24 protein-coding genes are annotated in these 22,123 nt (G+C 62.7%); 17 read left to right on the top strand and 7 right to left on the bottom strand.

The genetic code is table 11. From position 1 onward, the window contains the following. The first annotated feature begins 91 nt into the window (after positions 1–91). The 14 genes from P0D96_RS01320 (at position 92) to P0D96_RS01385 (ending at position 12,715) form a co-directional block, all read left to right on the top strand. Entirely contained in the window at positions 92–829 is a 738-nt protein-coding gene (locus P0D96_RS01320) for a GntR family transcriptional regulator (protein WP_408180728.1), read from the top strand. Between the two features lie 182 nt (positions 830–1,011). Beyond that, entirely contained in the window at positions 1,012–1,995 is a 984-nt protein-coding gene (locus tag P0D96_RS01325; protein WP_408310957.1) for a substrate-binding domain-containing protein, read from the top strand. 35 nt (positions 1,996–2,030) lie between these two features. After that, a complete protein-coding gene (locus P0D96_RS01330; RefSeq protein WP_408310960.1) occupies positions 2,031–3,029 on the top strand; it encodes a tripartite tricarboxylate transporter substrate binding protein in 999 nt (332 codons plus the stop codon). A 46-nt stretch (positions 3,030–3,075) separates the two neighbouring features. Further along, on the top strand, positions 3,076–3,456 hold the full coding sequence (locus P0D96_RS01335; protein WP_132374268.1) for a VOC family protein: 381 nt from the start codon (positions 3,076–3,078) through the stop codon (positions 3,454–3,456). 189 nt (positions 3,457–3,645) lie between these two features. Beyond that, entirely contained in the window at positions 3,646–4,164 is a 519-nt protein-coding gene (locus P0D96_RS01340; protein WP_408310963.1) for a tripartite tricarboxylate transporter TctB family protein, read from the top strand. Positions 4,165–4,176: 12 nt separating this feature from the next. After that, positions 4,177–5,724, top strand: coding sequence for a tripartite tricarboxylate transporter permease (locus tag P0D96_RS01345; protein WP_408310966.1), 1,548 nt, complete (start codon positions 4,177–4,179; stop codon positions 5,722–5,724). Positions 5,725–5,811: 87 nt separating this feature from the next. Beyond that, entirely contained in the window at positions 5,812–6,384 is a 573-nt protein-coding gene (locus P0D96_RS01350) for a chromate transporter (protein WP_408180723.1), read from the top strand. Continuing rightward, positions 6,374–6,910 (top strand): chromate transporter, encoded by a 537-nt coding sequence (locus tag P0D96_RS01355; RefSeq protein ID WP_132374272.1) that lies wholly within the window; start codon positions 6,374–6,376, stop codon positions 6,908–6,910. The genes P0D96_RS01350 and P0D96_RS01355 overlap by 11 nt, the downstream gene beginning before the upstream one ends. Before the next feature lie 16 nt (positions 6,911–6,926). Further along, the gene (locus P0D96_RS01360) at positions 6,927–7,568 is read left to right on the top strand and encodes a glutathione S-transferase family protein (protein ID WP_408310969.1); all 642 of its coding nucleotides are present in this window, start codon (positions 6,927–6,929) and stop codon (positions 7,566–7,568) included. 286 nt (positions 7,569–7,854) lie between these two features. Then, entirely contained in the window at positions 7,855–8,574 is a 720-nt protein-coding gene (locus tag P0D96_RS01365) for a FadR/GntR family transcriptional regulator (protein WP_408310972.1), read from the top strand. Positions 8,575–8,735: 161 nt separating this feature from the next. Further along, positions 8,736–9,503: an SDR family oxidoreductase gene (locus P0D96_RS01370; RefSeq protein WP_132374275.1), complete on the top strand. Its 768-nt coding sequence runs from the start codon at positions 8,736–8,738 to the stop codon at positions 9,501–9,503. An 81-nt stretch (positions 9,504–9,584) separates the two neighbouring features. After that, positions 9,585–10,877 (top strand): MFS transporter, encoded by a 1,293-nt coding sequence (locus tag P0D96_RS01375; RefSeq protein ID WP_408180721.1) that lies wholly within the window; start codon positions 9,585–9,587, stop codon positions 10,875–10,877. 44 nt (positions 10,878–10,921) lie between these two features. Beyond that, positions 10,922–12,169: an enolase C-terminal domain-like protein gene (locus tag P0D96_RS01380; RefSeq protein WP_408289967.1), complete on the top strand. Its 1,248-nt coding sequence runs from the start codon at positions 10,922–10,924 to the stop codon at positions 12,167–12,169. Between the two features lie 294 nt (positions 12,170–12,463). Next, on the top strand, positions 12,464–12,715 hold the full coding sequence (locus tag P0D96_RS01385; protein ID WP_408180719.1) for a hypothetical protein: 252 nt from the start codon (positions 12,464–12,466) through the stop codon (positions 12,713–12,715). 64 nt (positions 12,716–12,779) lie between these two features. Here the strand turns inward: P0D96_RS01385 and P0D96_RS01390 are convergent, their stop codons facing one another. Continuing rightward, a complete protein-coding gene (locus tag P0D96_RS01390) occupies positions 12,780–13,028 on the bottom strand; it encodes a hypothetical protein (RefSeq protein ID WP_132374279.1) in 249 nt (82 codons plus the stop codon). A gap of 78 nt (positions 13,029–13,106) precedes the next feature. After that, a complete protein-coding gene (locus P0D96_RS01395) occupies positions 13,107–13,490 on the bottom strand; it encodes a hypothetical protein (RefSeq protein WP_132374280.1) in 384 nt (127 codons plus the stop codon). A gap of 790 nt (positions 13,491–14,280) precedes the next feature. Here P0D96_RS01395 and P0D96_RS01400 point away from each other — a divergent pair. Further along, positions 14,281–15,213 (top strand): TauD/TfdA dioxygenase family protein, encoded by a 933-nt coding sequence (locus P0D96_RS01400; RefSeq protein ID WP_408310975.1) that lies wholly within the window; start codon positions 14,281–14,283, stop codon positions 15,211–15,213. Between the two features lie 11 nt (positions 15,214–15,224). Here the strand turns inward: P0D96_RS01400 and kdgR are convergent, their stop codons facing one another. The 3 genes from kdgR to kduI all read right to left on the bottom strand — a co-directional run bounded on the left by kdgR (position 15,225) and on the right by kduI (position 17,857). Further along, positions 15,225–16,097: a DNA-binding transcriptional regulator KdgR gene (gene kdgR, locus P0D96_RS01405; RefSeq protein ID WP_408180716.1), complete on the bottom strand. Its 873-nt coding sequence runs from the start codon at positions 16,095–16,097 to the stop codon at positions 15,225–15,227. Positions 16,098–16,197: 100 nt separating this feature from the next. Continuing rightward, positions 16,198–16,968, bottom strand: coding sequence for a 2-dehydro-3-deoxy-D-gluconate 5-dehydrogenase KduD (gene kduD / locus P0D96_RS01410; RefSeq protein WP_408310978.1), 771 nt, complete (start codon positions 16,966–16,968; stop codon positions 16,198–16,200). 52 nt (positions 16,969–17,020) lie between these two features. After that, positions 17,021–17,857 (bottom strand): 5-dehydro-4-deoxy-D-glucuronate isomerase, encoded by an 837-nt coding sequence (gene kduI / locus P0D96_RS01415; RefSeq protein WP_408233502.1) that lies wholly within the window; start codon positions 17,855–17,857, stop codon positions 17,021–17,023. A gap of 270 nt (positions 17,858–18,127) precedes the next feature. Here kduI and kdgT point away from each other — a divergent pair, with 270 nt between their 5' ends. After that, entirely contained in the window at positions 18,128–19,144 is a 1,017-nt protein-coding gene (gene kdgT / locus P0D96_RS01420; RefSeq protein ID WP_408183591.1) for a 2-keto-3-deoxygluconate transporter, read from the top strand. Positions 19,145–19,207: 63 nt separating this feature from the next. Here the strand turns inward: kdgT and P0D96_RS01425 are convergent, their stop codons facing one another. Further along, complete coding sequence (locus P0D96_RS01425) at positions 19,208–19,807, bottom strand: GNAT family N-acetyltransferase (RefSeq protein WP_408310983.1); 600 nt, start codon at positions 19,805–19,807, stop codon at positions 19,208–19,210. Between the two features lie 87 nt (positions 19,808–19,894). Then, positions 19,895–21,340 (bottom strand): NAD-dependent succinate-semialdehyde dehydrogenase, encoded by a 1,446-nt coding sequence (locus P0D96_RS01430; protein ID WP_408310986.1) that lies wholly within the window; start codon positions 21,338–21,340, stop codon positions 19,895–19,897. Between the two features lie 319 nt (positions 21,341–21,659). Between P0D96_RS01430 and P0D96_RS01435 the strand changes: the two genes are divergently transcribed. Then, positions 21,660–21,863, top strand: coding sequence for a cold-shock protein (locus P0D96_RS01435; RefSeq protein WP_007181784.1), 204 nt, complete (start codon positions 21,660–21,662; stop codon positions 21,861–21,863). Positions 21,864–22,123 lie beyond the last annotated feature (260 nt).

Below are 22,123 nucleotides of genomic sequence, written 5' to 3' on the forward strand. Positions count from 1 at the left end.
CGTCAGGCCCGCCGCACGGGCGTTCCGCAAGGATGAGATCGTGAAAAGTAAAGTGTTGACATTTTTCAGGGCGCCACCTAGACTCGTTTTCATGGACACTGATCACATCTCCCCTACCGTCTCTCTAGCTGATTTCCGGGCGCATACGCTGACCGGTGTCGTGCAGCACGAGATCGAGCGAATGATTCTGAGCGGCGAGTTGAAGCCGGGACAACGGCTCAATGAGAAGGCCGTCGCGGACAAGCTTTCGGTGAGCCGCGGGCCTGTGCGTGAGGCATGCCGCGCGCTGGCTGAACTCGGCCTCGTGTATCTGATTCCGCAGCGCGGCGTATTCATTCAGCGCGTCACGCGAGACGATGCAATCGAAGTCTACGATCTGCGCGCAGGTCTCACGGCATTGTCGGCGTCGTTGCTCGCGCCGCTCTTGACGGACGACATGGCAACCCAGCTCGACGCGTATGTCGACGAGATGCAGGAAGCCGCCCAGAAAGGCGATTTTTCGCGATTCGATCCGTTGAACCTCGAGTTCCACGACTACATCGTGCGATCAACGGGGAACTCGCGATTGATCAAGCTGTATCGCGGCTTCGTCAAGGAATTTCATCTGTTCCGGGTGCATGGAATGGTTCAGCGCGGCGCGCTGCTTCAGTCGAATGAAGAGCACCGCGAGATCGTCAATGCGCTCAAATCGCGCAACGCGAGCCTGAGCTACGAGATGAGTTTCAGTCACGTGTCGAAGGGCAAGGAGCGCATGCTTGTCGCGTTGGACGGCATGGTGAAATCCGGCGAGGAAGCTGCAGCGCCGCCGGCCACGGATCAGATCGCCTGACCAGGCCGGTTACCAGAAAAACCTAAGCACCTCCGCGTTTAACGAGCGCGGATTGATGGGCACCCAACGTCGAGTCGGGCGCAGGAGTATTAGTTTGCACTACGAAAGACGTAAGCGTATTTCAGATTTATTTTTGAGCACTCTTCCCCAGTTTCTATACCAGCCTACGGCGCTTTACTTCTATGCTTGAACTATCGCTGGCTTGTCAGATTACCGACCGCACACGTGCGCTGATCGACGGAAAGGTCGCGATCGACGGATGCAAGGTCAACTTCGTGAATGGGCCTGCCGAAGAACTCTTTCAACGTGCGTTCCGCCACGGCGAATTCGATATCTCGGAACTGTCGCTCGGCACGCATCTTTTGACCACCGCTCGTGGGCAAAGCAGTTACATCGGCGTGCCGGTGTTTCTGTCACGGTCGTTCCGCCATTCGGCGATCTATATCCGTACCGATCGCGGCATTGATTCTCCGCGAGCGCTAAAGGGCCGCCGCATCGGCGTGCCCGACTTTCAGCAGACGGCGGGCATCTGGGTGCGCGGCATGCTCGCCGATGAATACGGTGTGAGCAGCCGCGACGTGAAGTGGGTGATCGGCGGCCTCGAGCAGGCTGGCCGCGAGGCGCGGGTGCCTTATAACCTGCCGTCCGCTATCCAGGTGGAACCGATTGCGTCGGACCAGACACTCGCGCGCCTGCTCGACAAAGGCGAGATCGACGCGTTGATCGCGCCGAAACCACCATCGTGCTTCGGCCGCAATGAACACGTGCAGCGCCTCTTTCCCGCTTTCCGCGAAAACGAGGAAGCGTGGTTCCGCAAAACACGGCTGTTCCCGCCCATGCACATGGTCGGCATTCGCCGCTCGCTCGTCGAACAGCATCCGTGGCTGCCGGTCAATGTGTTTGCCGCATTCAGGAAGTCGCGCGATATCGCGCTCAGCGAGCTCGCGATCACCGACACGCTGCGCGTAATGCATCCGTGGATCACATCCGAATACGAGTGCGTCAAATCACTGATGGGCGATGACTACTGGCGCTACGGTCTGAAAGAGAACCGTATCGACCTCGACACGCTGCAGCGTTATGCGAAAAGCGACGGCCTGATCCAGGACGAGGTGCCGATGGAGAGACTTTTCGCCGCCAGCACCTTCGACGCATTCAATTTTTAACCCGTCATAGAGCACCATAAACAGGAGACGAAGTGATGAGGAGGAGGCTTGAGACATCGAGTGTCGCACGTGGCATCTGTGTTGCGTTGCTTGCAGCGTGCGCGACGCTCGCGAATGCCGCGGACGCATGGCAGCCTCGACGGCCGGTCGAGGTCGTGGTGCCGAGCGCGCCGGGTGGAGGACTCGACCTGGTCGCGCGCACGCTGCAGAGCGTGATTCAGCAGGAGAAGCTCTCGACCAAACCGGTAACGGTCATCAACCGTCCGGGCGGTGGAGGCACCGTCAGTATCGCGTACATCAATTCACACGAAGCCGACGGCGACTTCGTCACGGTTCAGGCGCTACCGCTGATCACCAACCGGATCACGGGCCTTTCCACGGTAGGCATCGACGACGTGACGCCGCTTGCCGTATTCGTCACCGAACAGGTGGTGTTCTCGGTGCCGGGCAATTCGCCGATCAAATCGGGCAACGATCTCGTGCAGATGCTCAAGAAAGACCCGACCAGCGTGACGCTGGGCGTGTCGAGTTCGCCCGGCGGCCAGAGTCACGATGCCGCGGCGCTGGTCATGAAGGGCGCCGGCCAGGATCCGAAAAAGATCAAAGTCGTGTTCTTCGATTCAGGCGGTGAAGCATTGACGGCGCTGATGGGCGGCCACGTGACCGCGGCTGCGACGCCCGCCGGCGTGGTGCTCGGACCGAGCAAGTCGGGCAGCGTGCGCATGATCGCGATTCCTGGCGGCACGCGTCAAGGCGGCGAACTGGCGAACGTGCCGACGTGGAAAGAGCAGGGCATCAATGTGGACTTCACGACCTGGCGCGTGCTGGTCGGTCCGAAGAACATGACGCCCGCCGAAATAGCATGGTGGGACAACCTATTGCAGAAGGCCACAGCGTCACCGGAATGGGCGGCAGCCGTGAAGCGCAATCTGTGGACCGCCGACTACAAGAACAGCACTCAGACCCGCGCTTTCCTTCAGGGCGAGCGCAATCGCCTGACCCCTCTGCTTGGCGAGCTTGGTATCGCGAAGTAGCGAATTTTTCTTTTAACCCGCAGTACCTATCGACATGGAGATCCATATGTCACGCATCGTTCACCTCGCAGTCAAGGTCGACGACCTCGAGCAGGCCACGCGTTTCTATACCGAAGTGTTCGGCTTCAAGGAAGTGAAGACCGGGCGCAACCGCGAACACATTTCGCGTCACATGACCGATGGTCACATCGACTTTACGCTGATGAAGTACGACAGCGAAGACTCGCACGAAGCGCAGATCGCGGGTGCCGGTCCGCGTCTGCACCACTGGGGCGTCACGGTCGACGACCAGGAAGCCGCTGCCGAGAAGATCAAGCAGTACGGCGGCGAGATTCTCTCGGCAAAGGGCGAGGGCGCACTCAAGTTTCGCGCACCGGACGGCACGATCGCCGAAGTGGTGAAGCCGGGCCGCTACAACGAGAAGTGATGCGGCGCTGTCGTTGCTGACAGGTAGTGGCGCACGGGGGCAACCCGGCGCAAGCGGCGCGCGCGGCATGCGCGGCATGGCGCGCACGCGGATCAACGAGCACGACTACGCGAGTCCGCGCGGACTGTGCGAACCGTCGGTGGTCGCTGCGTTTGGCGACCACCAACGGAGTCGAACTCTGGAGGAGACATGAAAAGCATCAGAAGCGACGTATGGCTCGCATTCTGCGTGATGGCGCTCGCCGCCGTGTACCTGTACATGGACATGCGTTTGCCGGAAGTCCGGCTGAGCGATCCGCTCGGGCCTAAAGCGTTTCCGGCTCTCGTCGGCGTGGGATTGATCGCCTCGGCGCTCGTCCTTCTACTCGAAGGGCGCGGCAAGGCGCATGCGCAAGCGGCCGAACCGGTTCCCGCACCAACAGTGGCCGATGCGGAGCAAGACCACGTGGACCATGCCGTGCCGGAGCCGAAGCAACGTCCGTTCATTCTGATCAGCATGGTTGTCTGGACTGCCATCTATTACCTGTGTTTCGAGCCTGCCGGGTATGTACTCTCGACCTCGGTCTTTCTGTTTGGCTTGCTCAGCTATTTCAATCGCCAGCGCCACAAAACCAATCTCGCCATCGCGCTCGGCGTGACAGTGGTTTTCGATCTGCTGTTTTCCCAGCTTCTCGGCGTTCCGGTGCCGACCGGCCTTCTCCCATTCTGAGGCGTTCGCATCATGGACAGTCTGCATGGCATTCTGCACGGACTCGCGGTTGCCGCGACGCCGATGCATCTCATGTATACGCTTTTCGGCGTTTTCATCGGCACGATGATCAGCCATTTGCCGGGCATCGGCCCGTCGGCGGGGATTGCGTTGCTGATTCCGGTGACCTTCGGCATGGATCCCATTTCCGCGCTCATGATGCTCACCGGCATTTACTACGGCTGCATGTACGGCGGCGCGGTCACGGCGATCCTGCTCAATACGCCGGGCGACGCCGCAGCGGTGATGACGGTGCTCGACGGCTATCCACTGGCGAGGAAAGGCAGAGCGGCCGCGACGCTGGCGATTGCCGCCGTCAGCTCGTTCATGGCCGGCATGATGGGTGTGACCGCGCTCGCGTTCGTGGCGGCGCCGCTCGCTGCCGTCGCGCTGCATTTCGGACCCACTGAATACTTCGCGCTGATCTGCTTTGCGTTGTCGACGGTCGGTGCGCTCACCGGCGACTCGCTGGGCAAGGGCATGATGGCAGTGTTCATGGGACTCGGTCTCGCGACCGTGGGCATCGACCTGCAAAGCGGGGTGCCGCGTTTTACGCTCGGTCTCACGCAATTGCAGGATCGCGTGAATTTTCTGGTGGTCGTGGTGGGTCTTTTCGCGATTGCCGAAGTCAGCCGGATGGTCGAAGGTACGTTGGGCGGCACGCTGCATACGGTGCGTGTCGAAGGCAAGCTGTGGTTCACTCGCGCGGAGTGGCGGCGCGCGCGGCCCGCGATCTTCCGCGGCTCGGCAGTCGGCTTTCTCTGCGGCGCGGCGCCTGGCCTCGGCGGCACGCTCGCGGCCATGCTCTCGTACGTGCTGGAAAAGAAAATCTCGAAGCATCCGGAAGAGTTTGGCCACGGCGCCATTGAAGGTGTCGCGGCGCCGGAAGCGGCGACCAACGCGGACACGTGCGGCGCGTTCGTGCATCTGCTGGCGCTCGGCGTGCCGGGTTCCGGCGCGACGGCGGTGATCATGGGCGCGTTCATCATGTACGGCATGCAGCCGGGCCCCATGCTGTTTCACACGCAACCGGATCTGGTGTGGGGGCTCATCGCGAGCATGTACGTCGGCAACATCATGCTGTTGCTGCTCAATCTGCCGCTCGTGGGCATTCTGTCGCGCATTCTGTACGTGCCGTCCGGCGTGCTGCTCTGTTTGATCCTGGTGATTGCGTCGGCAGGGGTGTATTCGTTCAGTAACGACGTGTTCGATCTTTTCCTTGCGCTGTTTTTCGGCATTGTCGGTTACGCGTTTCGCAAGTTCGATATTCCCAAGGCGCCGCTGCTGTTCGGGCTGATTCTCGGCCATACGCTCGAGCAGTCGTTCCGTCAGGCGTTGACCATTTCGAATGGCGATCCGAGCGTGTTTCTTCGCAGTCCGATTGCCGCGAGTCTGCTCGGCTGTGCTGCCATGAGTGTGGGGGCTTCGATCTGGAGCCGTCGGAGAAAGTCTTCGAAGCTCGTGCGGGAAGTAGAAGAGCAGGTCGCAGCCGCGCATCGGCTGGCGAACGAGCGGCATTGAGTTTCATCCCACGTTTTGCCGGGTTTTACTTATGCATGCAGCCGTCGCTGCCTGCGCCGCGATATGACCAGCAGAAGGAAAGCCCGCATGCAATCACTATCCGAGCGCAAGTCGAGCGACGTGTCGTTGCTGGAGATTCTTCTGCTGTTCGCGCGGGTCGGACTGACGAGTTTCGGCGGCGGCCTGTCCGCATGGATTTACCGCGAGGTGGTCACGCAACGAGGATGGCTGGAAGAAGATGAATTCCTCGGCGCGCTGACGCTCGGCCAGATCCTGCCAGGCTCCAACGTGATCAATCTGTCGATCTATGTCGGCTACCGCATGAAAGGCGCGATCGGCAGCACAGTGGCCGTGTCGGCCTTGCTCGTGCCGCCCATGGTCGTGATTGTTCTGCTCGCCACCGTGTTTCATCAGTTCGCGCAACTCGCGTGGCTGCATGAGTTTCTCGAAGGTGTCGCCGCGGCGGCGATCGGCATGACCGCATCGGTGGGCTTTCGTACCGCGCGCTCGCTGCTCGCGGTACAACGCTGGCCGCTGGTGATGATCGTCGCGGTTTTCGTTGCGGTCGGCGTGCTGCGCTGGCCGCTCGTGCCGGTCGCTATCGTGGCGGGGGCCGCCGGACTGTATGTTGCGTGGAGGAGCGGCCAAGGTGCGCGATAACATCTATCTGCAACTGATCGCGGTATTCGCGCCGTTGTCGCTTCTCTCGTTGGGCGGCGGGCAAAGTATCGTCGCCGATATCAACCAGCAGACGGTGGCGATCCACGGTTGGGTGACGCAGGCCGAATTCGTCGACCTGTTCGCGATCTCGCGCGCGGCGCCCGGACCGGGCGCATTGCTCACGACGTTGATCGGTTGGAAGGCGGCGGGCTTCCTCGGCGCGGTGATTGCGTCGCTCGCGCTGTTCGTGCCGTCTTCGGTGCTCGCCTACGGTGCGACGCTGGCGTGGACGCGGCACAAGCAGCATCCCTGGCATCGGACGGCGGAGCAGGGCCTCGCGCCGATCGCTACCGGGCTGATTCTCGCCGGCGCGTTTTCCGTGCTGCGCGCTTCTTCGTCGACGTGGACGATCTGGGCGCTTGCGGCCATCGCGTTGAGCCTCTTTCTTTCGCGGCCGAAGATGAATCCCTTGATCGTTCTGTTCGCCGCGGGCCTCGTGAATGTGATAATCGGCCACGTTCTCTAGCTAACGAGGTATGGCAATGCAGGTCTATGGCAGGCGCAGTTCGATCAACGTGCAGAAAGTGCTGTGGTGTCTCGCTGAACTGGGTTTCGAAGAGGGGCGGGAGTTTTCGCGCATCGACGCGGGACTGGAGTACGGTGTGATCGACACGCCGCAATATCGCGCGCTCAATCCGAATGGACTGGTGCCGACGCTCGTCGACGGCGAGTGCGTGTTGTGGGAGTCGAACACGATCGTCCGTTATCTGGCCGCGAAATATGATGCGCAGACGCTCTTGCCGTCCGACCCGGCTGCCCGTGCCGACGTCGAGCGCTGGATGGACTGGCAACTCGGCACGCTGTGGGCGACGTTGCGCGTCGCGTTCCTCGGGCTGACGCGTGTGCCGGAGGCGCAACGCGATTACGACGCGATCGAGCGTTCATATCGTGACGCAACGCGGCTCCTGGGCATTGCCGACGCGGCCCTCGAAAAGCACGACTATCTCGCGCAAGATCGCTTTACCGCGGCCGATATCGGCGTCGGGCTCGCGGCGCACCGCTGGGTGCAACTGGCTGAGCGCTTCCCCGAGAAGTTGGAGGCGCCGCCGCCGTTGCCTTCCTTAAACCGATGGCTTCAGGCGATCAAGGCAAGGCCGGCGTTTTCCGTGGCGGTCGCTCCTTAAGTGGCTATCTGGGCGGCGAATAGTTGCGCGTTCTATCGTCGCCTATCTCTTCCTTTGAAGAAATCCGGCACGTGCAGGGTTCTGTGGCCATAAGCAATCGACGGCGCGTGCCATGACCGCCGAATGATCTGATCATTTGCCGCCAGAATCCGCACCCGCCGCCCACCAGCCCGCCCGCTCGGGCATCTCCGTCCATTCCTTCCGACACCCCGGGTCAACCCGCATTGCCATCTCAAGTTCTTGCGACTATCTTTCTACATCATACGTATGACCTAGAGAGTAAATCGTGGCAACTTTGCACAGGCAGGTCCTGAACCAGATGGGCGAGCAGATCTGTTCAGGCAAGTTCATGCCCGGCGATATTCTTCCCGCCGAGCCCGTGCTTGCCGAACAGATGCAGGTGAGCCGCATCACCATCCGCGAGACGATGAAGTCGCTGTCCGCCAAGGGCATGCTTCAGGTGCGCCGCCGCTACGGCACCGTCGTGCTGCCGCGTTCGCAATGGCAGTTGTTCGACCCGGACGTGATCACATGGCGGGCGCGCGCGGGCGCCGTCGAGCCGGGTCTCATCGAAGATCTGATGGAGTTGCGTCTGATCATCGAGCCGAACGCGGCCCGGCTCGCCGCGAAACGCGCGACCGCGGAAGATCGCGTCGCGGTCCGGCGCGCGTTCAAGCTGATGGAGCGCGCGGTCGCCGGGCACGGCGAATATGTTCCCGCCGACCTTGCGTTTCACGGCGCCATTCTGACGGCCTGCCACAACCAGTTTGTCCAGCAGATGCAGAACGCGCTGTCGGCGATCCTGCGTACCAGTTTCGAACTCAGCTCGGAGATCGAGGGTGGGCCGGCTCGTTCGCTGCCCATGCACGAGGCGCTGTGCGTGGCGATCGAGCAGGGCGATCCCGTGGCGGCGGAACAGGCCGTGCTTACGCTGATCCAGCGCGCCGAGCAGGACTTCGAGGACCGTGCCGCGCTCGATCGCAGCGCTAGCGAGAAGCCCGTCTGACGAATCGCCTGAACCACGCAACACGACCACACGGGGCGGCCTCTTAGGCGGACCGTCCAGAAGCAGCGCCGTTGCATCCCCAACTCATTTATCGCGGCTGTCATGACGACACGCGAGGGGCGCACTCGCGCCTCGTTACCGAACCTCGAGAGGACACTTGCATGACACAGTTATTCGATCTGAGCGGCCGCACGGCGCTCATCACCGGATCGGCGCGCGGCATCGGCTTCGCGTTCGCCGAAGGCCTCGCCGCCGCCGGCGCCGGCGTGATCCTGAACGGCACGCGCGCCGACACGGTGGCGCAAGCCGTTGAGCGGCTCAGCGCCAAAGGCTTGAAAGCACAAGGCCGCGCGTTCGACGTGACCGACGAAGCCGCCGTCGCCGAAGCCTTCGCGCAATGGGACAAGGACGGTGTGCAGATCGACATCGTGATCAACAACGCCGGTATCCAGTTTCGCAAACCGCTCGTCGACCTCGAACTGAGCGACTGGCAGCGTGTGATCGACACCAACCTCACGAGCGCATTCATCGTCGCGAAGCAGGCCGCGCGACGCATGATCGCGCGCGGCACGGGCGGCAAGATCATCAACATCGGGTCGCTGACGAGCGAGGCCGGGCGAGCGACGGTCGGCGCCTATACGGCGGCGAAGGGCGGCATCAAGATGCTGACCCGTGCCATGAGCGCCGAGTGGGCGGCCGCGAACATTCAGGCCAATGCCATTGGTCCGGGCTACATCCTGACCGACATGAACAAGCCACTGATCGAAAACGCCGCGTTCGATGCGTGGGTCAAGAACAGCAATCCTTCGCAACGCTGGGGCAAGCCGGAAGAACTCGTCGGCACGGCGGTGTATCTGGCGTCGCCGGCTTCGAGCTACGTGAACGGCCAGATCATTTACGTGGACGGCGGCTGGCTGGCCGTACTGTAAAGACCGATTCGCGCGGGTAGAGCACAACCAAAACACCGCCCGCGCCAGATAGTGAGTATGCCGTACCGATCCGGAGACATCATGGAAAGCGTCAAACCCGTAGCACCCCAAAGATGGTGGTATCTGATGCCCATCATCTTCATCACCTACAGCCTCGCCTATCTCGATCGCGCGAACTACGGCTTCGCCGCCGCGGCCGGCATCGATCGCGATCTCGGCATCACGCACGGCACGTCGTCGCTGATCGGTTCGCTGTTCTTTCTCGGGTACTGCCTGTTTCAGGTGCCCGGCGCGATTTACGCGCAACGCAACAGCGTGAAGAAGCTGATCTTCTTTAGCCTGATTCTCTGGGGGCTGTGCGCGGCGGCCACCGGCATGGTCAGCAACATTCCGATGCTGATGGTGCTGCGCTTCGTGCTCGGCGTGGTTGAGGCGGCCGTCATGCCGTCGATGCTGATGTACATCAGCCGCTGGTTCACCAAGACCGAGCGCTCGCGCGCCAACACCTTCCTGATTCTCGGCAATCCGGTGACCGTGTTGTGGATGTCGGTGGTATCGGGCTATCTGGTGCGCAGCTTCGGCTGGCGCGAGATGTTCATCCTCGAAGGCTTGCCCGCGCTCGCGTGGGCGGTCGTGTGGTGGTTCACGGTGAAGGATCGCCCGGCCGACGCGCCGTGGATGAGCGATGCCGAAAAGACCGAACTCGACGCACGCCTGAAAGCCGAGCAGGCGCATATCGCACCGGTGCGCGACTACAAGGCGGCGTTCCGCTCGTCGATCGTGTTGAAGTTCTGTGCGATTCACGCGTTGTGGAGCATCGGCGTGTACGGCTTCATCATGTGGCTGCCGTCGATCCTCAAGACGGCGTCGACGATCGACATCGTCTCGGTCGGCTGGCTCGCCGCGGTTCCGTATCTCGCGGCGATCATCCTGATGCTGCTCGCGTCGTGGCTGTCGGACAAGACGCGCAACCGCAAGCTGTTTGTCTGGCCGCTGCTGCTGGTGGGCACGATTGCGTTCGTGGCGTCGTACCTGATCGGCGGCTCGCATTTCTGGATCTCGTTCGCGCTGCTGGTCGTGGCGGGCGCAACGATGTACGCACCGTACGGTCCGTTCTTCGCCCTCGTGCCGGAGCTGATTCCGGGCAACGTGCTGGGCGGCGCGATCGGTCTGATCAACGCGTGCGGCGCGCTGGGCGCGTTCGCCGGCTCATGGGTGGTGGGATACCTGAACGGCGCGACCGGCAGCCCGGCGGCTTCCTATATTTTCATGGCGGGCGGCCTGCTGTCGTCCGTGATCCTGATGATGACGGTGCCGGCGAGTTCCGATGAACGTGCGAAGCGCGAAACATCGCTGTCGCTGCATCGCACGTAACGCTAGTCGATCGAACTCATTGGCTGAAACCTGGCAGATAGAACATGGCAACCCTGATTACCAATGTAAAAGTCATCCTGACCGCGCCGGAAGGCATCAACCTGATCGTCGTCAAGGTGGAAACGAACCAGCCCGGTCTCTATGGGCTGGGATGCGCGACGTTCGCCTACCGGCACGTCGCGGTGCAGTGCCTGATCGAGGAGTATCTGCGGCCGCTGCTGATCGGGCGCGACGCGGACGCGATCGAGGAACTGTGGCAACTGATGCATCAGAACGCGTATTGGCGCAACGGACCGATCGAGAACAACGCGATTTCCGGCGTCGATATGGCGCTATGGGACATCAAGGGCAAGCTGGCGAACATGCCGCTATACCAACTGTTCGGCGGCAAGTGCCGCGAAGGCGTGCCGATCTATCGTCACGCGGATGGCCGCGATCTGAACGAGTTGTGCGAGAACATCCAGAAGTATCGCGAGCAGGGCATCACGCACATTCGCTGCCAGAGCGGCGGGTACGGCGGAGGCGGCTTCGGCAAGGCGCCGGCGAGCGCGCCGCAAGGCGCCGCGGACGGCGTCTATCTCGACAGCCGGAAGTACATACGCGATACGCTCAAGCTGTTCGACGGCATTCGCAGCAAGATCGGTTTCGACGTCGCGCTGTGTCACGACGTGCACGAACGTTTGAAGCCGGTCGAAGCGATCCGCTTCGCGTGCGAACTGGAACGGTACGAGCTGTTCTTTCTCGAAGACGCGATCGCGCTGGAGGAGGGGGAATGGATGCGCCAGTTACGCGCCAAAACGACCACGCCACTGGCACAGGGCGAGCTGTTCAACAATCCCTATGAATGGCGCTTCATGATCACGGAGCGCCTGATCGACTTCATCCGCGTGCATCTCAGCCAGATCGGCGGCATTACCGCCGGACGCAAGCTGCAGATCTTTGCCGAGCAATTCGGGGTTCGGACGGCGTGGCACGGCCCCGGCGACATGTCGCCGCTGGCGCATGCGGCGAATATTCATATCGATCTGGCCGCGCGCAATTTCGGGGTGCAGGAATGGTCGGGCACCGAGCCGCCGAACTTCGTGATTCAGGACCTGAAAGGGCCGAGGGCAGCCTTGCTCGATGTCTTCCCGGGCCTGCCCGAATTCAGGCAAGGTTACGTGTACGCCAACGACAAGCCGGGTCTCGGCGTCGATATCGACGAAGCCGAGGCCGCGAAATATCCGTGCGAAAACAGCGTGACGACGTGGACACAAACGCGGCTGAAAGACGGTACGCTGCAAACGCCGTGAAGCACCCGAGTTTGTCTGGCACGTTAGCCCCACGACTGTTGCGCCGCAAAAAACGCGACTGTGCGCGCAAGGCAGAACAGTCTCTCCATTGATGTCCGGGAAACGGCTGGTTTCGAGCAAATGAAATTTAAAAAACAATCGCTGAACAGCCGTTTTTCATTGTAGTGGCAGCAGCAACAGTGAATTCAGGATTGGCGGATTTATCCCGCCGCGCTGGCCACCTACACTCAAGCTACCGCTGCAACGACAGCCCTATCCGCAGCGCGTAGAAAGACAATCTTTGGAGGTGGTTTCATGAAGTCGCTCATTCAAACCGTTGCTATCGCCGTTGTTCTTGCCGCGCCGGTAGCCGCGTTTGCTCAGTCGTCCAACGAGCCTGTATCGCAAGGCGCACAGGCTGCGCAAGCACAGGCCTTGAGCCAGCAAGGCGCGGCTCAAGCCGACAATAGCGGATATGGTTCAGCCAGCGTTGGCTCGTGGCAAGCAGGTCAGAGTAACAACACGACGGTCAGCTCGTACTCGCCGCCGATTCGCAACGCGCGTTAAGCGATTCACGAAACGCGCGGCGAGCACATCGCCGCGCGCAAATCCTATTGTCTTCTTCTGTCTTCTATGACGTGCGCAACAGTGTCATCTCGTTGTGCAGCAACGCCAGCAAATCATCATCGCTAGGCCGCGTGCCCCAGTGCCGCGCGCCCGCCACTGACGCAATCGCGATCCACGAGTGAGGTGGAAACCATTCGCGCAACAGTGTGCCGTCCTGACGCAAACACAATTGACCGGTTTGTTCGCTATATTCGGCGCAGATCAGCGTGTTGTTGATTTGCGCGGTGACTCGTCTTGGATCGCTGCGTAGCAAATCGTCGCTCCTACAGAAGGTGTGGCGCGAATGCGTGCGCGGCACGGCCGCGTCATCGACGCGGCCGCGGCCTATGCATCAATGATCGCCGTGCCCGTGGCCGTGGTCGTCGCCATGACCATGCCAGCCGTTATCGTGACCGCGCCAGTCGCCGTGCGGACCACGCGCTTCATGCCACTCGCGTCCGCCGTGATGTCGATCTTCCCACTCGCGCCGTTCCCAGTAACGGTGGCCGTCGTAATAGCGCTCGCCGTACCAGCCCGGACTCACCACGACCACCGGCGGAGCCGGCGCATAGACCGGCGGTGGCGGCGGGGCATACACGGGTTCGGGCGCATAAGCGACGCCCGGAATGCCGATGTTCACGCCCACATCGACGTGGGCCAGCGCGACCGACGATGCGCCGATTCCGAGACCCGCGACAATCGCCATGGACAGCCAGCGGTTTTGTGATTGGTTCATGTTTTATTTCCGGCTTCTACGATGGTGAGTGGAAAGTCTTGCGCGGCTCGCGCTCAATAGCGATCGTGATAGTGGTTGTGGTAGCCGCCTTCCGGCACCACGATGCAACCGCCCAATGCACTGCCGAGCGTGACGGCCAGAATGACCAGCGCGAAAATTCTTTTCATGACATTGCTCCTGTTTCCTTGTGACCCGAACTCTACTGAGCCGCGGCATTTCCGGTGTGTTTGTGTGTAACAGGACGTGTCGATTGCGATGCATGCCGGCAAGGCGCGCGTCGCTTCAATAGCGTGCGTCAGGGCGCAGCGAGGAGGTAGGGCTCGGCGGGCAGTTGAGCGCGCAAGCCATTGAACGCGTTGCGGAAAAGACGACGTGGTCGCGCGTCTCGCGTGTTGCGGAGCGTTGAACGGCGCGTGTAGTGACAGCCGTTAAGCGTGCGGTGGCGCCTATCGTTGCAGCTACGCCGTACAGATACATTCGGTTGCAGACTAGCTGTACCGACGGGCATCGTCGAACGATTTAATGGACGCAAACGTGCGTATGCATGTGTTCGCGCGATGCGCGCGCCTCGATAGCGAACATGAGCGGCAGCATCGCGGCGATATTGGCGCCATCGCGTCCATGCGCGATCCTCACGACGTCGCGTGTGATAAGCACATGAAAAACAAGTGTTTTACGCGCGCCGCCAAGACTGGTTAGATCGCTGGGTCGGCTGTGTGTCAGTCCGCGCGCCGGCTGGCACGCTGAGCCGCCTCGTTCTCGATCGTCCTCACACCAGGAGTTGCATAGCATGTCGAACCTCAGTCTCGCGACGTCCAACGCACTGGACATTCATCCCGTCACTGGCCGCGTCGGCGCGGAAATTCGCGGCGTACGCCTGTCGAGCCAGCTTGAGCCGGCCACTGTCGAAGCGATTCGTGCGGCGCTGGTACGTCACAAGGTGATATTTTTCCGCGACCAGACGCACTTGCAGGACGCCGATCAGGAAGCCTTCGCCAAGCTGTTCGGCGAGCCGGTTTCGCATCCCACGGTGCCGGTGGTGGACGGCACGGACTATCTGCTCGAACTCGACTCGCATCGCGGCGGCCGCGCCAATTCATGGCACACGGACGTGACCTTCGTCGACGCCTATCCGCAGGCGTCGATCCTGCGCGGCGTGACGATTCCCGAAGTGGGCGGCGACACGGTCTGGGCCAACACGGCGACCGCCTACGACGATCTGCCGCCGCCGCTCAAAGCGCTCGCCGATCAGCTCTGGGCCGTGCACAGCAACGACTACGACTACGCGAATCACACCAGCGTCGGCGAGCGTGGCCGCGACGCTGAAGCGATCAAGCGTCATCGCGAGGCGTTCGTGTCGACGCGTTACGAGACCGAGCATCCGGTCGTGCGCGTGCATCCGGAATCCGGCGAAAAGACGCTGATTCTCGGGCACTTCGTAAAGAGCTTCGTGGGTCTCACGCCGAGCGCGTCGGCGCATCTGCTGGAACTGCTGCAAGGCTACGTGACGCGTCTGGAGAACATCGTGCGCTGGCGCTGGCAGACGGGCGACGTCGCGATCTGGGACAACCGCGCGACCCAGCACTACGCGGTCAACGACTATGGCGACGCGCACCGCGTGGTGCGTCGCGTGACGCTGAAGGGCGACGTGCCGGTGAGTGTGGACGGCCGCCGCAGTTTCACGCGCAGCGTGCAGCCGAATCCGGCGGCGAAGGCGGCCTGACGGCTTGTGGTTCAGCCCGGCTCGGCGGCGATCTGTTGCGGCGCCGGCGCTTGCCGATAACCGAGCCGCGTCGAGATCGCGAGGCCCGATTTCTTGAGCAGCGCGACATAGTGCGACTTCGTGTCGGCGCCGCAGCGCATGGTCGGAAACGAAATCGACAGGCCGGCGATCACGCGGCCGAAGCGGTCGAACACCGGCACCGCGAGACACCGCAGACCTTCTTCCTGTTCCTCGTTGTCCTCGCCGTAGCCTTGCTCGCGCACGTGCGGCAGGATGCTCAGCACGGCTTCGGCGGACGAGAGCGTCTTTTGCGTCGACTTGCGGAATTCGACGTGCGAGAGCACCTCGCGCGCGTCGGCCGGGTCCATCCACGCGAGCAAGACTTTGCCGATCGCGGTGCTGTGCAGCGGGTTGCGCCGGCCGATGCGCGACTGCATGCGCAGCCCGTAGTCGGCGTCGATCTTGTGAATGTAGATGATGGCGTCTTCGTCGAATGCGCCGAGGTGAACCGCCTCGCGCGTCGCTTCGCCGATGCGGCGCATTTCGGCATCAGCCTCGCGCACCAGATCGACACTTTCCAGCGCCTTCGCGCCGAGTTCGAACAGACGGATGGTCAGCCGGTAGCGCTCGGTTTCCACTTCCTGCGTCACGTAGCCGAGCGCCTTGAGCGTCTGGATCACGCGGTGCACGGTGGTCTTCGACATGCCGAGCCGTTGCGACAGTTCGCTGATGCCGATCTGTCCGCTGTCGCCGATCGCGCCGAGAATCGCGAAGACGCGGCCGATCGACGAGGCCGATTCGCCGCGTTCGCCGCAGTCGGCATTCTCCGCGTCTTGCGCCTGTGCGGTGCCGTCGTCCTTGCGCTGTTTGCCTGTTGATGCCATTTCCGTCTTCCCTGTCTATCTGTACCCGCGACGTTCCCGCAATGCCGGCACACGCCGGCGAGGCGCCGAGAGCATACCGCGTCCGGCGCGCGCTGCCGAGTCAGCGCGCGAGCCAGCCGCCGTCCACCGCCAGTGTATGCCCATGCACGTAGTCCGAAGCCGACGACGCGAGGAACACCACCGGTCCCGCGAGATCGTCCGGCGTGCCCCAGCGGGCGGCCGGAATGCGGCTGAGAATCTCGTCGTTGCGCTGCGCGTCGTCGCGCAGCGCGGCCGGGTTCGCGGTCGCCATGTAGCCCGGCGCGATTGCATTGACGTTAATGCCTTGCGACGCCCATTCGTTCGCGAGCAGCCGCGTCAGTCCGAGCACGCCGCTTTTCGACGCCGTATAGGACGCGACGCGGATGCCGCCTTGAAACGACAGCATCGACGCGACGTTGATGATCTTGCCGCCGCTTTGCTGCTTCACGAACTGCCGCGCGGCGGCCTGCGAGAGAAAGAACAGGCTTTTCAGATTGACGTCCACCACGGCGTCCCAGTCGGCTTCGGTGAAATCGAGCGCGTCCTCGCGGCGGATGATGCCCGCGTTGTTCACCAGCACGTCGACGCGGCCGAAGGCTTCGACCGCGGCGCGCACGATGTCCTCGACCGGCGCGATCGAGCCGAGATCGGCGCGCACGTCGGCGAAGCGGCGTCCGCAGGCTTCGACGCGTGCTGCGGTGTCGCCGGCGTCGGCACGGCTTACGCCGACGATGTCGCAACCAGCGGCGGCAAGCGCGACCGCCATGCCGGCGCCCAGGCCCGTGTTGCTGCCGGTGACGATGGCGACGCGGCCGGTGAGATCAAAGGGGTTCACGATGTTCGAGCCCATGTCGTGCGGTCGTAGTGGCAGAGGTCAAAAAGCGGCGTAAAAAAGCGGCCCATCAACGCAAGTCCCGAACCGCGACGTGATCCATGTCGCTGAACACCTGGTTTTCACCGACCATGCCCCAGATGAACGTGTACGCCTGCGTGCCGACGCCCGAGTGAATCGACCAGCTCGGCGAGATCACCGCCTGCTCGTTGTGCACGAGAATGTGCCGCGTCTCGTTCGGCTCGCCCATCATGTGAAAGACGGCGGCGTCGTCGGCGACGTTGAAGTAGAAATACACCTCCATACGGCGCTCGTGCGTATGGCACGGCATGGTGTTCCACAGGCTGCCGGGTTCGAGTTTGGTCATGCCCATGGAAAGCTGGCAGGTGGGCAGCACCTCGGGAACGATGAACTTGTAGATCGTGCGGCGGTTGCTCGTGGCGGGGTCGCCAAGAGTTTGCGGCGAGGCCTGCGCGAGCGAGATAGTGCGGGTCGGATACGACGTGTGAGCAGGCGCGCAGTTCAGATAGAACTTCGCCGGACGTGCGGCGTCGTCGCTGCCGAAGGCGATGGCCTGCGCACCTTGGCCGATGTAGATCGCCTCTTCGTTGCGCACTGTGTAGCGCGTACCGTCCACGTCGACCCAGCCGTCGCCGCCGATGTTGATCGCGCCGAGTTCGCGCCGCTCCAGCAGATAGCTCACGCCGATCGTCTTGCCGAGCGAACTGGGCACCTCGACCGCGCGCGCCACCGGCATCACGCCGCCGACGATGATCCGGTCGATATGGCTATAGGTCAGCTTCAGCGCATCGCGCTCGAACACCTGATCGACCAGAAACGCCTTGCGCAGCCCGTCGGTATCCAGCGTCTTCGCGTATTCGCTGTTGATGGCCTGTCTCACTTCCATTGTTCTTTCTCCGCTGGGGTTGTGGGCTCGACTGTAGCGCAGAAATACAGTTTCGGAACAGTGGTCCGAAAATATTGCGACGCCGCATCACGGCTGGCAAGGCTTTCAAAGAACACGCGGGTAAACGATGAGCGCTATTTCTAACAGAAACGGAACAGCGTTCCTTTCACGGTGCTATATTGCGCCGAAAGGGAGCAGCCCGGCGTCAGAACGGGGACATTACCCAGGGTGAATTACCCAATAACTGGACGCGAAGTCCATGGAGGAGGCATGAAGCTCAAGAAGGCCATCGACCGCATTCCTGGCGGCCTGATGTTGGTGCCGTTGCTGCTCGGCGCCTGCGTCCACACGTTTGCGCCGGGCGCGGGCAAGTACTTCGGCTCGTTCACCAATGGGTTGATCTCCGGCACCGTGCCGATTCTGGCGGTGTGGTTCTTCTGCATGGGCGCGACCATCGATCTGCGGGCGACCGGCACGGTGCTGCGCAAGTCGGGCACGCTGCTGGTGACGAAAATGCTCGTGGCGTGGATCGCGACGATCATCGCGTCGCACTTCATTCCGATCGACGGCGTCAAGGCGGGGCTCTTCGCCGGCCTCTCGGTGCTGGCAATCACGACGTCGATGGACATGACCAACGGCGGTCTCTACGCGGCTGTGATGCAGCAATACGGGACCAAGGAAGAGGCGGGCGCGTTCGTGCTGATGTCGATCGAATCGGGGCCGCTCGTCAGCATGATCATTCTCGGCGCGACCGGCGTGGCGTTCTTCGAACCGCGTCTGTTCGTCGGCGCGGTGCTGCCGTTTCTGGTCGGCTTCACGCTGGGTAACCTGGATGGCGAATTGCGCGAGTTCTTCGGCCGTTGCGTGCATCCGCTGATTCCGTTCTTCGGCTTTGCGCTAGGCAACGGCATCGACCTCAGCGTGATCGCGAAGAGCGGCTTGCCGGGCATCGTGCTGGGTCTCGGCGTGATCGTCGTGACGGGCATTCCGCTGATTCTCGCGGACCGCTGGATCGCCGGCGGCAATGGGGCGGCGGGGCTGGCGGCGTCGTCGACGGCGGGGGCCGCGGTGGCGAATCCGGCGATCATCGGCGAAATGATTCCGAGCTTCAAGCCGCTGGTGCCGGCCGCGACCGCGATGGTCGCGACGGCCTGCCTGGTGACCGCCATTCTGGTGCCGATCCTCACGGCGATGTGGGTGCGCCGGCATCATGCGCGCGATGCGTTACGCGAGGAGTTCGCGGTGGCCAACACGCCGCCGCTGAATGAGCGGGATGTGCATGTGTAGAGCAGGGTGAAGGCGGCTCGCTTACGCTTTTCAGAAGCGTGAGCGGGCCGCGCGCTGGTGGCTTTACCGCGCCAGCTTTGCCTCCAGCATCGCCTTCACCTCGTCCCATTCCTCGTCGATGATGCTAAAGCGCACTGAGTTGCGCTTACGCCCATCCGGCATGATGCGTTCGTGCCGGACCACGCCTTCCTGTTTCGCGCCGATGCGCAGAATCGCCGCGCGCGATTTCTCGTTGAGTTCGTCGGTGGTGAATTGCACGCGCACGCATTGCATCGCTTCGAATGCGTGGCACAGCAGCAGATACTTCGCCTCGGTATTCACCGCCGAGCGCTGCACCGATTCGCTCAGCCACGTGTGGCCGATTTCGAGTTTGCGATTGACCCGGTCGATCTTCCAGAACCGCGTGCTGCCGACCAGCGCGCCAGTGTCGCGCCGCGCGATCACGAATGGCATCACGGTGCCGGCCGCGCGGCCTTCGAGCGCCGTCGCGATATAGCTGTCGATGCTGCCGGGTCCGGGCACCACGGTCAGCTTCATATTCCACAATTGCCCGTCCGCGGCGGCGTCGAGCAAACCTTGCGCATGGTCCCGCTGAAGCGGCCGCAGCTCCACGGTCTTGCCGGTCAGCGTGGCTTGCATGAGTTGTTGGGTGGTGTCGTTCATGGCAATAAAAAAGGCCCGCGAGCGACGGCTCGCGGACCCGGTACGGTGGTGTAAAAAGAGGCGGCCGGTAAGCCGCCTCGGTCCGTCTTAAACCGACATCACCGATACCGCCTTGGTGACCAGATAGCCTTCCATCGCTTCCGGGCCGCCTTCCGAACCGTAGCCCGAATCCTTCACGCCGCCGAACGGCATTTCCGGCGACGGCGTGGCCGGCTGGTTGATCCACAGCATGCCGACTTCCAGCTGCTGCGACAGCAGATGCACGTTGGTGAACGACTTCGTGAACGCATAACCCGCCAGACCATACGGCAGACGGTTGGCTTCGGCGATCGCCTCCTCGAGCGTGTCGAAGCCGCGAATCGCGGCGATCGGGCCGAACGGCTCGTTGTTGAACACGTCCGATTCGAGCGACACGTTGGTCAGCACGGTCGGCGCAAAGAAGTTGCCTTCCGAGCCCACGCGTTCGCCGCCGGTTTCGACCTTGGCGCCGGTCTTGCGCGCGTCGTCGAGCACCTTGCTCATCGCGGTGAGACGGCGTGCGTTGGCGAGCGGGCCGAGCGTGGTGCCTTCGACGAGGCCGTCGCCGAGCTTGAGGCCTTCAGCGTGCTTGACCAGCGCCGCGGCGAATTCTTCGCGGATGCTGTTGTGCACGAGAAAGCGCGTCGGCGAGATGCAGACCTGACCGGCATTGCGGAACTTCGCACCGCCCGCGGCTTTCACGGCGAGCGCCACGTCGGCGTCTTCGGCCACGATGACCGGCGCATGACCGCCCAGTTCCATCGTCGCGCGCTTCATGTGCGCGCCGGCCAGTGCCGCCAGTTGCTTGCCGACCGGCGTCGAGCCGGTGAACGTGACCTTGCGGATCACCGGATGCGGAATCAGGTAGCTCGAAATCTCAGCCGGGTCGCCGAACACGAGGCCGACCGTGCCCGCCGGCACACCGGCTTCGACGAAAGCCTGCAGCAGCGCGGCCGGCGATGCCGGGGTTTCTTCCGGCGCCTTGACGAGGAACGAGCAGCCGCACGCGAGCGCGGCGCTCAGCTTGCGCACCACCTGGTTGACCGGGAAGTTCCACGGCGTGAAGGCGGCTACCGGGCCGATCGGTTCCTTGAGCACCAGTTGCTGCGCCGCGAGATTGCGCGACGGCACGATCCGGCCGTAGACACGGCGGCCTTCGTCGGCGAACCATTCGATGATGTCCGCTGCCGCCAGCACTTCGACGCGTGCTTCGGCGAACGGCTTGCCCTGTTCCAGCGTCATCAGGCGGCCGATGTCCGAGGCGCGCTCGCGCACCAGCGCGGCGGCCTTGCGCATGGTCGTGGCGCGCTCGTTGGCCGGCACTTTGCGCCAGGCTTCGAAGCCGCGCTGCGCGGCGGCCAGCGCCCGGTCCAGATCGGCAATGCCGGCGTGCGCCACTTTGCCGATGGCCTTGCCGGTGGCAGGGTTGATGACGTCGAGCGTCTTGCCGCTGGCGGCGTCGCACCACTCGCCGTTGATCAGAAGTCGGGTATCCGTATAGTTCGAGGTGGCCATGCTGGGGTTCCTGTATAGGGGAAAACGACAGGTCGCGCGGTCGTGAAACATTGGGCTGGACCTGCGCGGCCATGGGTGGACTGCCGATAACCAAACATCTTATCTGATTGTGTGAAATCGCACCGGCGGCCTGCCCGGACTTGGTGCGCGGCACGCGTCTTGCGGCTCGGCTGTTGCGGCGGCGGAAAACCGGGCGAAGCAGCGCCGCGCAAAGAAGCGTAGAGTCGAGCAGCGGTGACAGGATCCGGCGCACACCCGCGGCGGCGGGCGAAGCTCGGCGAATGCAGCCCAATCAACCCAGATGCACAGAGGAATCGACATGCCAACCGGTACAGTGAAATGGTTTAACGACGCAAAAGGCTTTGGTTTCATCACCCCCGACGACGGCGGCGAAGATCTGTTCGCCCACTTCTCGGAGATTCGTTCCGAAGGTTTCAAGTCCTTGCAGGAAAACCAGAAGGTCAGCTTTGAAATCAAGCAGGGGCCGAAGGGCAAACAGGCGGCGGATATCAAGCCGGTCTGACGTCATGGCCGGTTCGCGCGCGCAACGCGTGCGGCCGGCCATCAATCTGCATGATCTCCACATCGAAAAAAGCGGCTCGTTCACACGCTTGACATGAAGCGCCGTGAGCCGGATTTTGCCCGCACGATCCTGGCTGCCGCACGTAGTCCGACGCCAGTTTCCAAGCACATGGAACAGCGCCGCCGGTATCGTCGGCGTCCGTATTTTCCTTAAGGTTTCCTTCAGCTTTGCTCCGTAGTATTTGCGCGATTCCCCCGCCG

The sequence above is a fragment of the Paraburkholderia sp. RL17-347-BIC-D genome (genome assembly GCF_046027915.1).
Lineage (GTDB): Bacteria > Pseudomonadota > Gammaproteobacteria > Burkholderiales > Burkholderiaceae > Paraburkholderia.